General features: G+C 61.2%; 10 protein-coding genes and 1 pseudogene. 7 read left to right on the top strand and 4 right to left on the bottom strand.

Annotation, left to right across the window (positions count from 1 at the left end):
* Positions 1-150: 150 nt before the first annotated feature.
* On the top strand, positions 151-696 hold the full coding sequence (locus P8L30_04295) for an asparaginase domain-containing protein (GenBank protein MDG2239396.1): 546 nt from the start codon (positions 151-153) through the stop codon (positions 694-696).
* A 1-nt stretch (position 697) separates the two neighbouring features.
* On the opposite strand, the gene P8L30_04290 is transcribed toward P8L30_04295, so the two are convergent.
* The gene (locus P8L30_04290) at positions 698-2,599 is read right to left on the bottom strand and encodes a hypothetical protein (protein ID MDG2239395.1); all 1,902 of its coding nucleotides are present in this window, start codon (positions 2,597-2,599) and stop codon (positions 698-700) included.
* Between the two features lie 82 nt (positions 2,600-2,681).
* A complete protein-coding gene (locus tag P8L30_04285) occupies positions 2,682-3,557 on the bottom strand; it encodes a response regulator (protein MDG2239394.1) in 876 nt (291 codons plus the stop codon).
* 149 nt (positions 3,558-3,706) lie between these two features.
* Between P8L30_04285 and P8L30_04280 the strand changes: the two genes are divergently transcribed.
* The gene (locus P8L30_04280) at positions 3,707-5,527 is read left to right on the top strand and encodes a DegV family protein (GenBank protein MDG2239393.1); all 1,821 of its coding nucleotides are present in this window, start codon (positions 3,707-3,709) and stop codon (positions 5,525-5,527) included.
* Positions 5,528-5,545: 18 nt separating this feature from the next.
* On the opposite strand, the gene P8L30_04275 is transcribed toward P8L30_04280, so the two are convergent.
* Both P8L30_04275 and rho read right to left on the bottom strand, forming a co-directional pair.
* Entirely contained in the window at positions 5,546-5,983 is a 438-nt protein-coding gene (locus P8L30_04275) for a hypothetical protein (protein MDG2239392.1), read from the bottom strand.
* A 143-nt stretch (positions 5,984-6,126) separates the two neighbouring features.
* A pseudogene (gene rho, locus P8L30_04270) lies at positions 6,127-7,386 on the bottom strand (transcription termination factor Rho).
* A gap of 183 nt (positions 7,387-7,569) precedes the next feature.
* Here rho and P8L30_04265 point away from each other — a divergent pair.
* The 5 genes from P8L30_04265 to P8L30_04245 all read left to right on the top strand — a co-directional run bounded on the left by P8L30_04265 (position 7,570) and on the right by P8L30_04245 (position 11,839).
* Complete coding sequence (locus tag P8L30_04265; GenBank protein ID MDG2239391.1) at positions 7,570-8,730, top strand: site-2 protease family protein; 1,161 nt, start codon at positions 7,570-7,572, stop codon at positions 8,728-8,730.
* A gap of 150 nt (positions 8,731-8,880) precedes the next feature.
* On the top strand, positions 8,881-9,234 hold the full coding sequence (locus tag P8L30_04260; protein MDG2239390.1) for a hypothetical protein: 354 nt from the start codon (positions 8,881-8,883) through the stop codon (positions 9,232-9,234).
* A gap of 90 nt (positions 9,235-9,324) precedes the next feature.
* Positions 9,325-10,104, top strand: a complete 780-nt coding sequence (locus P8L30_04255; protein MDG2239389.1) for an ABC transporter permease — start codon at positions 9,325-9,327, stop codon at positions 10,102-10,104.
* Positions 10,101-10,850, top strand: a complete 750-nt coding sequence (locus tag P8L30_04250) for an ABC transporter ATP-binding protein (GenBank protein ID MDG2239388.1) — start codon at positions 10,101-10,103, stop codon at positions 10,848-10,850. Before P8L30_04255 ends, P8L30_04250 begins: the two co-directional genes overlap by 4 nt.
* On the top strand, positions 10,847-11,839 hold the full coding sequence (locus P8L30_04245; protein MDG2239387.1) for an MlaD family protein: 993 nt from the start codon (positions 10,847-10,849) through the stop codon (positions 11,837-11,839). Before P8L30_04250 ends, P8L30_04245 begins: the two co-directional genes overlap by 4 nt.
* The last annotated feature ends 6 nt before the right edge of the window (positions 11,840-11,845 follow it).

The following is an 11,845-nucleotide window of genomic DNA, read 5'->3' as shown; positions in this document are numbered from 1 at the left end:
TCCGGTCGGAGGAGTCGCCTCTAGGGTATACCGCGACGCCCCTCCCGCAACCGCTCGTGGACACGATGTTCGGTTGGCGCGAGCCTGGCGGATCCAGGCGGCCTTGAGGAGTTTTCCACCGCACCCATCGACTTAGGGAAGGGGAAATCAGTGGCACACGGGAACGACGAAGTCGGGGCCGATCAGGCTTCTCGGAGCCGTAGGCTCGGACCCATTCGGTTGTTTGTAACCGGCGGGACGTTCGACAAGGAGTACGATGAGCTTCACGGCACACTCGACTTCCGTGGTACGCATCTGAAGCAGATGCTCGAGCTGGGTCGGAGTCGCCTGGACGTGAAGGTCCGGACGCTGATGCTGGTCGACTCGCTCGACATGACAGACGCCGATCGCGACCTCATCGCGAGCAGCTGCTCAGATGCTCCCGAGCCCCACATCGTCATCACTCATGGCACAGACACCATGGTGGATACCGCGCGCATCCTGGCTGAGCGAGTGCGGGACAAGACCATCGTTCTCACCGGGGCGATGATCCCGATCGCGTTCGGTTCCTCGGATGGCCTGTTCAACCTTGGCGGGGCGTTGTCCGTCTCACAGGTACTTCCGCCCGGAGTGTACGTGGCCATGAACGGTCGGGTTTTCGACTGGGACAACGTCCGAAAGAACCACGACACCGGAGTGTTTGAAGCCCTTCGGTGATCTAGCGGTTGTTGCCGGGGTTTCTGCCTCCGCCTCTCCGACCACGCATGGTGGGGGAGAAGCGGAGGTCCCGGGCTTCACTCAAGAGACTTTCGAACCGACTGTCGCGGCGAAGGTCGTCCCAGACCGGATCTGAGCGCAGCGTGAGCAGGCCCGGTTCGGCATCTGCGAGTGCAGCGGCGAGGTGCGTAAATGCCGCGTCGTCGTCGCCCATGCCGGCGTTGGCGGCAGCGAGGTCTATGTGAGACACGTGGCCGCCTGCTCCCAGCTCGGTGGTGAGTCGACCGAGCGTCCAGGACCAATAGCCGGCGGCTCCGCTCTCAGCGACCGCACGTTCGAGCGTCTGGATATCTGCGGCGCTCGGGGCGCCAAAGGCACCAGATTCACTCCAATCTCTGGACGCTCCGACCGCGCCCATAGGATCTCCTCCAGACATGTGCGTCCGCACCAAAAGGCCCCAGGCTGGAGTGGACTCCGGGTTGGCCGAGACGACGTCTTCCAGGAGCTCCGTGGCGTCACCAAACCGACCCGCGCCCAACAGCTGTCGCGCGGCTCCAGCCCGTTCAGCCAGTCCGTCTCCTTCCCCACGCACCATCCGCAGGCGCACGAGCCGCTCGAGTTTGTCTCCGAGTCCCGTCAGGGCGTCGACCCAAGTGGTGTCGAACGCGCTGATGTCCATGACGATCGAATCGGCCATGCCAGGGATCGACACGACGTGCACCATCGTGGGCTGTCCCTCCACCGGAGCCTCGGGCATGAGGCGCGGGATGCTACGCTCAATGAGGGACAGCACTTCGCGAGTCTCAATAGACTGAGCGTCCATCTCGAGCGATTGAGCCGCTTCTTCACGGGCGAGCTGTACCTCTACGGGGTTGGCCTCGCCGTCCTCCATGTCGACCATGAAGCGGGCACTCGCGATTCCTGTGAGGGCTGGCGCGAAATCCGGGTCGTTCTGTACCGCGTCCTGGAAGTAGTCGAAGGCCATCCGGTACCCTTCGGGCGTGCCACGTTCGTACTCATAGCGGCCCTTCAAGTACGCCTCTTGGACCATCGGCTCGACGTTCATGGCCACTTCGGTGAATGCGGTTTCGGCGTGTTCACCTTCGATTTCGTGCACGACGGCGTGGGCGATCTCGGTTTGAAGTGCCAAGACGTTCGTGACCTCGCGGTCGAACTGAAGCGTCTGGATGTGCGAGTCACTCCGAGCGTGGATGATCTGAAGAGTGACGCGCACTTGGTCACCCACGCGAGTCGCCGATCCCTCGATGAGCGCGTCCACACCCAACTCTCTACCGATCTCCGGCGCGGACTTGGTGGTGCCGGCGTACTGAGTCACCGAGGTCCGGGATACGACCCGGAGACCTTCGACCATGCTCAGCTTGGCAATCAACTCCTCGTGCATTCCGGCGGTGAAGTACGCCTGGTCACCCCCCTCTGAGAAGTCGGCGAGGGGGAGGACCGCGATCGAATTGATGGCCTCGGACGGGTCGTAGATCGCCAACTCCACCGGCGTGCCTGCGACGTCCGTCGAGGCGGGTACCGTGAAGATCCCCTTGGTCGCGAGCCAAGCGCCGAGTCCACTCATCACCGTGACGGTGATCACGAGCAGGGCCAGGCGCGGAGCCACGCTGTCCGCTCCATCACCCTCTGTGCGCTTGATCCCGTCAGCCGTGATATCGAAAACCCACGCCAACACGGTTGCCGGTGGGAATCCGAGAGCAACGACGATCACCAAAACCCGCAGGCCGGCCTCACCTAACCCAAAGGCAGGAAAGACGATTTCTGCCAGCTGTAGCACGACGAAGGCCACCGCCGCGTACCCAAGCGCGAAACGCACCACATGTCTGCGGCGCATCTCTGCCATGAACTGGCCGAAGGTGGAGGGTTGTTGGTCTTGGCTCATCGTACTGCGTTAGACGGATGTGGGGTGCAGAAAGTTAGATGCACACCGTGCCGGATGGCGTTGCAAGCCTTCGGCACCTCCGCTAGGACAGGCCAGCGAGTGGATTGGCACTGCGCCGGCGAAGGACCGCCTGAATGCGAAGTAGGAAACGCGGCGCGTCGGCCGGTTTTACCACAAAATCGTCGGCTCCAGCTTCGAAGAGTTGCATCTCTATCGCAGGATCCTCCGACCCCGTGGCGACGACTACGGGCAGCGACGCAGTCGCGACCCGCGAGCGGATCCGCTGCAGGACCTCGAGTCCGTGCATCTCCTTCATCTGCAGGTCTAGGGTGACCAGAGCGAACGGGTCGCTCCCCGCAAGTAGCTCTAGCGCTTCGGGACCGTCGGACGCTTCCGATACGCGGAAGTCGGCTGTCTCGAGCATCGTTCGCATGAGCAGTCGCATGGACGCATCGTCATCAACCACCAGAATGTGGGGTCCGCCTTTGGCCTCGAGGGTGAGGGGTGGAATCTCGTGTCGGAGTTTGCCCTCGTCCGGATAGACCGTTCGGACCAGAGCACTCAGCTCCGACGGCGGCGCCACCACGAATTGGACCGTCCTGGCTGCGATGCTCCCGATCTCTCGCTCGGCGGCCAGGCTGACCGGGTCCGCCGTAGCCACCATGATACTCCGATCGCCGTATTGAAGCGGGACCACGTTGAGCTTGCGGGCCACCACGCCGGGAATCAGTCGAGAGGCGTGAGCGTCGGCGCTGTCGAGATCTGCGACCTCGAGCCGATAGTGGGCCGCGACGAGCTCCGTAAGATGCTCCGCGGAGAGTCCGGTTCGCATGGCGACCGTGTCCCAAACCGCGACCAGGTCGGTATCTGAACCGATGTTCAGTTGGTCCGCGCCTTCGAGGCCGGCCTCTCGTACGACGGGTACGAGCCAGTGTTGAATCATTGGCGCCTGATCCAAGGTGCTACTCCCGCAGGTTCCACTCAGGTGCCCCGATGATGGAGCATCGAATGAAGGTGTGTGGGGGCTCAGTGGGGTCGAGATGCCTTATCGCGTCCACTTCCTTAGATTCGGCGCGATTTCCATATTGACCGCCTCCCCGCTGCTTGATGCAAATCCGATACCTGGATGGTCCCCGCCTTAGGCGATCCCTAATCGCGGCCTGCGATTACGCGCAGCGCTTCCGCGGCGAGTTGAACCGTATCAACGTATTTCCGGTTCCGGACGGAGATACGGGAACGAACCTGGCATTGACGGTCCAGTCCATTGCGGACCACCTGAGGAACCACCGAGCACGCTCCGTTTCGGTCGTGGCGAGTGAAGCCGCTCAGGCCGCCGTACTCGGAGCCAGGGGCAATTGCGGGATGATGCTCTCCCACTTCCTCCTGGGCTTTGCCGAGGACCTGGAGGGCTACGATCGAGTCGAAACCGCGCGATTCGGCCAGGCGTTGGACGCTGGCGCGAGGAACCTCTATGACGCTTTGGAGAAACCGGTAGAAGGGACCATCCTCACGGTCATCCGTGACACAGCGGATGCCGCGGGGGAGTCAGGGGCTCCTGACTTCGTACCGCTTCTTGAGCTTCTCGTCGAGCGGGCGCGGGACTCACTCGCGAATACCCCGGAGTTGCTCCCGGTCCTAAAGAGGGCCGGGGTCGTAGATGCCGGCGCCAAGGGCTTCGTGAGCTTGCTCGAAGGGGTGCTCCTTCTCGTGAACGGAGATCCGATTGTCGCCGCCTTGGCCTCTGGCACTCCGGCCGGGGACGAAGGAGTGGCCGGCATCGATTATCCGGAGGACGAGGAGCAGTTCCGCTTCTGTACCGAGGCGCTTGTTCGAGGAGAAGACCTTCCCACTCAGAACGAGGTACGCGCCGTTCTTCGTGATATGGGCGATTCTCTCATCGTGATCCGTTCCGCAGATATCCTGAAGGTCCATGTCCACACGGACGCACCGGACGGAGTCTTTGACTACCTGCGTGGCCTCGGCGAACTGGTAACGCACAAGGCTGAGGACATGCGAGCCCAGCACGAAACTGTCCAGAGAGCTGCGCGGGGTCATATCCAGTTGGCCCGCCGGCCGATGGCGATCGTCACAGACTCCGCATGCGATTTGTCAGAAGAGCACGTCCGGGCACACGGAATTCACGTGACGCCCCTTGTTCTTGTGGACGGCGACAAGATGTATCGAGATGGGATCGATATCACGGCCGATGAGTTCCACAGCATGTTGGCCGAACAGGAGGCACTCCCGACTACGAGTCAGCCGGCCCCGGCCGACTTCATCGATTCGTACGCACGGGCCGCCGAGGAGGGTGAGTCCATCTTGGGTGTGCTGGCTTCTTCGACTCTCTCGGGGACCTTTGCCTCGGGAGAAGCGGCGGCGTGGCGCTTCGACAGTACCCGTGTGCATTTGGTCGACTCGAAAGGGGCGTCGCTTCTCGAGGGACTCATGGTCCTCAAAGCCTGCGAACTGGCGGAGTTGGCTTGGGAGCCGGAGGACATCGTTGAGGAGTTGGATCGGGTGCGCCGCCAGTCGGGGATCCTGTTTACAGTGCAGACGTTCGAGCGACTGATTCGGTCTGGACGGGTGGGCCGAGGCCGAGCTCTACTGGGGCGCTTCCTGGGCATCAAACCGATTCTGGGACTCGACCAAGAGGGACGGGTGGCACCCGTAGGGAAGGCGTGGGGGAAGGGTCGGGCCAAGGGCGAACTCATGCGGCTCCTGAGGGACAGGATTCCTGCCGGAACGAAAAATGTTCGCTTTGGCGTCGTGCATGTGGGGATTCCAGAGGTCGTCCCGCCTATCACCAAGCAGCTGCGTGAGTGTTTCGGAGAGCACACTGAAGTGCTGTCGGCTCCGGCGACGCCGGTGATCGCTACGCATTTGGGGATCGGTGCGTGGGGCGTGGCTTACCTCGTTGAGGACGACTAGTCCCTCAACCGCTCCGCGCTACTTTCGGCGCTGCTTCCCCAAGACCAGGGCGTCGTAGGTTACGCGCTGAGCTGAACTGAGGTCCGTGGGGAGTCCGACCAGGATGGCGCGCACCTTGGGGTCATCCGGGAGGTGCAGTACCAGGCGACCGTCCATGGGTGCTTCGTACGGGTGGGCGCGACCCGTCTCGTCAATGCTCACCGTCCGCCCCACTGCTGCTGCTTCAGCGAGCGTGCGCCCGTATTCGGCCCAAGCGACCAGCGGCTCGACCTCACCTGAGGCCACCTGCGGGATGAGCGTGTCGCGGTAGTACGCGACGGCGTTTTGGTACCCCTCAGCATTGGAGCCTTTCAATTCACGGAGCCGTTCGCGATAGAACTCACGGGGATCGCGGGAGTCCGAGGCATCAATGGCCTCTTGTAGGCGTCGGTCGGCTTCGGCGGTCAGGTCAGTCATGGCGCGGAAGGATCGTGCGCGAATGCGGTAAGGTCAACGATCGGCACCGTCTGCTCTGAACAGGACATCGTTGGCCGCCAGATCACGACGAGGCATACGTCAGGTCAGGATACGAGCCGATACGGCGATGCCGAAGACTGACGTCAGACGCCTTGGACCATGGCGTCGAGGAAGTCGGCGTTCGTGTCGGACATGCTGATGCGGGACAACAAGAACTCGATGGCCTCAGCAGGTGGCATGTCTGCCAGGAAATTCCTTAGCAGAGACACGCGGTTCAATTCGGTCGAGTTCAAGAGCAGTTCTTCCTTGCGTGTACTCGACTTGTTCAGGTCGATCGCAGGATAGATCCGCTTGTCGGAAATGAAACGATCCAGCACCAGCTCCATGTTTCCGGTGCCTTTGAATTCCTCGAAGATCACCTCATCCATCCGGCTCCCAGTGTCGATCAGAGCGGTGGCGATAATGGTAAGGGATCCGCCGTTTTCGATGTTCCGGGCGGCACCGAAGAAACGTTTTGGCTTCTGGAGTGCATTGGCGTCGACGCCACCCGAGAGGATGCGCCCGGAATGCGGCATGGTCGAGTTGTAAGCACGGGCCAGCCGCGTGATGGAATCGAGAAGGACCACCACGTCCTTCCCTTGCTCCACGAGTCGCTTGGCCTTTTCCATCACCATGTCGGCGACCTGCACGTGCCGCTTGGCTGGCTCGTCGAAGGTGGACGCGATGACTTCTGCGCCCACGTGCTCCACCATGTCGGTGACCTCTTCAGGCCGCTCGTCGATGAGGAGCACGATGAGGTGAACCTCGGGCGAGTTTTTCGCGATGGAGTTTGCCATTTGCTGCAAGATCGTCGTCTTACCCGCTTTTGGAGGGGAGACGATCAACCCGCGCTGTCCCTTCCCGACCGGAGCGATGAGGTCGATCACTCGCATGGCGATCGCGCTGTCGTCTCCGTCTACTTCGAGTCTCAAGCGCTTTTCAGGGTATCCCGGGCGGAGGCTCTCGAAACTCAGGCGCTGCGGCGCATCGTCTGGATTCGCTCCGTTGAGCGACTCGACCTTTAGGAGTGCCAGATAACGCTCACCTCGCTTCGGCGGCCTGACTTGGCCCGAAATCGTATCGCCCGTGCGCAGGTCGAAGCGTTTGATCTGCGAGGGGCTGACGTAGATGTCATCAGGCCCGTGGAGGTAGTTCCAATCTTGCGAGCGGAGGAATCCGTACCCCTCTGGAAGGATCTCTAGGACACCCTCTCCTGTCAGAACGATCTTGGCCTCCAGCAGCCCCTGCTCGATCTTGAAAATCAGATCTTGCTTGCGGAGGCCACTGACGTCGCTGATGTTCAGTTCATCCGCGAGGTCGTGAAGATCGCCGACCGTCTTTTTCTTGAGTTCAGTAGTGTCTACAGGGAACTCCGGGGGGCGGAGTGGCCACTAGGCGGGCCAATACGGGGGGATAAAAACAGAGGAACGACCTGCATAGGTCGTTGAGTGTTCAACTAATCCCGGTGGCGGAGTGTTCCCCACGAGTGGGGCGGACCGGGTCCACGTGAGTGGTGCAGATGTCTTTATGGGAGTAATGCCACAGTAATGGCCCTCCGAAAGGCAGGCAAGCCTGATCCAGGGCTCTGGTTGACGCTTCTAGAAGAGTATCGGCTGACTTCGCTTCCGAATGATACCCTTCTCGAGGGGACTCTTCGGGAAGATTTGTCCGGTGCCTCTCCAGAGGTCCAGGATGCGATACGAGAATGGCCTGCTGCGGCGCATCTTCACTATGAGGACGGTAGGACCCAGGTGGCTTTGGTCTACCATGCCAAGGACGAGCGTAGCCGCGGCCCATGGATTCATCTGGCTCTCTTCGCGGCGACGATGGTCACGACCATGGCGGCGGGTGCACTCATGGTCGGGTTGGATCCGTTCGACACAGAGGTCCTCAGACTTGGTGCGCTAGCGATCCCCTACCCGTCGGGGCTCAATCTGCGCGCATTGTGGGTCGGAGTCCCGTTCGCGTTCCCGTTTCTAGGCGTGCTCTTGGCCCATGAAATGGGGCACTACGTCGCGGCGAGGGTGCACAAGGTTCGGGCCACCTTGCCCTACTTCATTCCGTGCCCGCCGTACTTCTCCATCATCGGGACCCTCGGGGCGTTCATCAAGCTGAAGGGGCCGACCATCAAGCGAGCCGTACTGTTCGACGTCGGCGCGGCGGGCCCTCTCGCGAGTTTTGTGGTGTCGCTGCCGCTGCTCGCGATCGGTCTCATGCTTTCCGAGGTCGTGCCCGGCCGTGCGACGGGTTCGACTCCCTTTGTGATCCAGTTTGCGGGCCAGTCGGTGTGGCTGGGCAATGGGGTGATCACCCACGTGATGGGTTCGATCTTCGCCCCGGGAGTGCTCGGAGAGGCTCCCATTCTCCTCCATCCGTTGGCGCTCGTCGGCTGGCTGGGGTTGTTCGTGACCGCTCTCAACCTCTTGCCCTTGGGGCAACTGGACGGGGGCCACATCCTCTATGCGCTGGCCCCCAAACAGCAGAGCCGTGCTTCCAAGGTGTTCATGGTGGCGCTGCTCCCACTTGGGTTCTTGTGGTGGGGCTGGTGGGCCTGGGCCGCACTGATCGCAGTTCTACATCGCGGACGCATGAATCACCCCCCAGTGGTGCAGCCTGAGAAGCACATCGGGTTGGTGCGTCGTTGGTTGGGATTCGCGCTGGTTTTGATATTTTTTCTGACATTTGTACCGGTCCCACTGGACCTTTAGCCGGAAAAAGCTCAGCGGGCGACCGCCTAAGGTCTTTCTGTTTCAATCGATTTTCGCGGTACCCCCTGCGCAAAAACTTGACAATTCAAGAGCGGATGAAAACATTCGTTTACGATTTTTAGGGATTTCCCCTCTCGTGGAGGAGGCGGGGTGGCGCGACACAATCGAGAAGGCAGTGGAGCCGACCAATGCGGCTTCCAATATGGGGTCAATTATCAGCCTGATTGGCTGAAATTGGTCAAGGTGACGAGACAGCTCGACACAGGCCGACAGTCCACCAAGGCTCTGTTTAGGAACCCGGTGCGCGGTGCGCAGGCGGAACCCAGCGATCGCATTCGAACGCGAATCGTCTCACACGATCAGTCTCTCGATTTCGAGGTCTCGATTACGGATCCTCGTGCGGCCGTGAAACGAATTCGGGTCGCGTACATGCTGCCCGGTGAGAACGGAGTACTCGAGGAGGTCGAGTTCACGCTCGAGTGCGAGGAAGGTCCCCGCGTTTAAGGTGGCACGAGCTTTGCAACTTCGACGGCTTCCCGACCTAGGTCGGGAAGCCGTTTTTTCTTCGCTTCTGCGATTGTGTATACTCCGTTCATGAACTTCGTCACCGGTCCCGTCCGAGCCGTGGGACGGTTCGCGATCCGGACCGTCAGTGCCCTAGGCCGTGCTGGCTATCTGGCCAGGGATGCCGCGCGCGCGCTGGTGAATGGTTCGCAGTGGTTGCCACATCTCCTCCCGCAGATGGTAAAGGTGGGGGTCGAATCTGTCCCGATTGCGCTCTTTATAGCGACGTTCACGGGGATCGTCCTGGCGCAGATGGCCGAGTACACGTTCACCGGGGCGGTACCGCTCTATTTCGTGGGGACGCTCGTCGGCAAGACCATGGTCTTGGAGTTAGGGCCCGTTCTGACGGGATTAGCCCTTTCTGGACGTGTCGGGGCCAACATTGCTGCTGAGATCGGCACCATGCGCGTCACCGAGCAGATCGATGCACTGGAGACGTTGGCGTACGATCCGGCCGCGTATCTCGTCGTGCCTCGTGTCGTTGCCGGGGTGCTCATGTTCCCGGTCGTGGTCATTCTCGCTGACGCGCTTGGGGTCTTCGCTGGCTGGGTCACCGCACAGGCGCTCCTCGACATGTCCTCGTTCGAGTTCTTGAAGGGCCTTCGTCTCTACTTCGATCCGTGGGACATCCAATTCTCGGCCATTAAGTCGGCGACATTCGGGCTCACGGTCACGTCGGTCGGGTGCTTCTTCGGTTTCCATGCCCGAGGCGGCGCGGAGGGCGTGGGACAAGCTGCGACCCAAGCCGTTGTGGTCAGTAGCATGATCATCTTGGTGCTGGATGCTTTTTGGGCGGCGGTACTGCTATGAGCATCGAACTCATTGGCGTCCACAAGGCATTCGGCGTGAATCAGGTGCTCAAGGGCTTCACCCTGTCCGTACAAGACGGTGATACGCTTTCGGTGATCGGTGGCTCGGGGACCGGAAAATCTGTCGCGCTCAAACACATTGTCGGCCTCCTCCGTCCGGATCAGGGTGAAATTTGGGTGGACGGGGAGAACGTGAGTCGTCTCGACCTCGAAACCCTCTACGTGCTGCGAAGAAGGGTTGGCTACGTCTTTCAGTTCGCGGCGCTTTTCGACTCGATGACCATTGAGGAAAATGTCGGGATGGGGCTCCGCCGCATGTCCGACATGACTGAAGCCAAGATTCGCAGCCGAGTGTTTGATTGCCTCCATCTGGTGGATCTGGACGGGTACGGGGATCGCTTTCCCTCTCAGCTGTCTGGTGGCCAGCGAAAACGTGCCGGCTTTGCGAGGGCCATCGCGACGGAACCGAAGTACCTGCTTTACGACGAGCCGACGACCGGTCTTGATCCGGTTACCACCGCGGTCATCGATGAGCTGATCGTCCGGATGTCGGACCAACTGGGGGTTACTGGGGTGGTGATTACACACGACATGACCAGTGCCTTCAGGATTTCTGACCGCGTCGCCATGCTCTACGATGGCCAGATTCGCTTCGAAGGCACGCCCGACGAGGTTCGGAACGCGACCGATCCGGTCGTGAGGGGATTCATCGAGGGGAGGCCCGAATTGTTGGAGTCGGCTACATGAATCGCAGTAGAGAGTTGATGGTTGGGGTCGTCATCATCGTGTCTATTGCTATCGCCGTGCTCGGGACGTTCTTCTTGAATGGCGCGAATTTCGGACGCCCGCAGGCTTCGACCGATGTACTGCTTCGTAATGTGGGCCAGCTCAACCGCGGCAACACTGTGAAGTACCTCGGCGTCAACATTGGCGTAGTCGACGAGATCGGTGTCGACGGGGCTGCGGTCCGGATCACGCTGATGGTGGACCAAGAGGTCATGCTCCCGGAAGACGCTGCAGTCATCCTTGGTCCTGAGTCCATGTTCGGGGACTGGCAGGCGGAGGTGGTCTCTCGTGCCGAGTTCCCGCGATTCCCGTTTTACCAGTTGCCTGAGGGTACGCCGAGCGGAGTGCTGCCTGGGTATGCGCTGCCGGAACTCTCTCGCCTTACGGCGTCTGCTGAACAAATCGCGGACAACGTCGCGGGTCTGTCAGACCGACTCGAACTTGCCTTCAATGACTCCACGGCTGCGGCTCTCGCTTCGGCGATTGGCAACCTAGAGGAGATCAGCCTCGAGATTCGGGATCTCGTCGTGCAACAGTCCGCGATGGCGAATAGTGTGACCGCGAGTGCCGACAGCGCGCTGAACGAAGTGGAAGCAGCGTCTGTGGTGGCCCGGCGCTCGTTCGAGCGTATCGAAGCCATTCTCACCGATGCCCAGATCGATTCGATCGTGGCCAACATTCGATCGGCATCGAGCGGGATCGACGCGATTGCCACGGACATGTCGGCGGCGACGGGTGGCATGGCGGGCACGTTTGAACGAGCCGATTCCGCGTTTGCTCGTATGGATCGAATCACGGCGATGATCGAGTCGGGTGAAGGTGCGATCGGCCGATTGCTCGTAGACTCGACGCTGGCGGTCCGCGCGGAAGATGTGCTGGGCCAGCTTGCTCTTCTCCTTGAGGACGTTCGCGCGAATCCGCGCCGGTACGTCCGACTCTCGATCTTCTAGGAGCGA

The organism is Longimicrobiales bacterium (genome assembly GCA_029245345.1).
Taxonomy (GTDB): Bacteria; Gemmatimonadota; Gemmatimonadetes; order Longimicrobiales; family Gaopeijiaceae; genus CALFPJ01.
The sequence above is the reverse complement of the archived record's forward strand: the minus strand, read 5'-3'. Positions and strand labels throughout refer to the sequence as shown.

What these genes read in the sequence shown, in the direction of transcription:
- P8L30_04290 (MDG2239395.1), bottom strand. Translation starts at nt 2,599, where the DNA reads ATGAGCCAAGACCAACAACCCTCCACCTTCGGCCAGTTCATGGCAGAG.
- P8L30_04280 (MDG2239393.1), top strand. Translation starts at nt 3,707, where the DNA reads ATGCAAATCCGATACCTGGATGGTCCCCGCCTTAGGCGATCCCTAATC.
- P8L30_04275 (MDG2239392.1), bottom strand. Translation starts at nt 5,983, where the DNA reads ATGACTGACCTGACCGCCGAAGCCGACCGACGCCTACAAGAGGCCATT.
- P8L30_04265 (MDG2239391.1), top strand. Translation starts at nt 7,570, where the DNA reads ATGGCCCTCCGAAAGGCAGGCAAGCCTGATCCAGGGCTCTGGTTGACG.
- P8L30_04255 (MDG2239389.1), top strand. Translation starts at nt 9,325, where the DNA reads ATGAACTTCGTCACCGGTCCCGTCCGAGCCGTGGGACGGTTCGCGATC.
- P8L30_04250 (MDG2239388.1), top strand. Translation starts at nt 10,101, where the DNA reads ATGAGCATCGAACTCATTGGCGTCCACAAGGCATTCGGCGTGAATCAG.
- P8L30_04245 (MDG2239387.1), top strand. Translation starts at nt 10,847, where the DNA reads ATGAATCGCAGTAGAGAGTTGATGGTTGGGGTCGTCATCATCGTGTCT.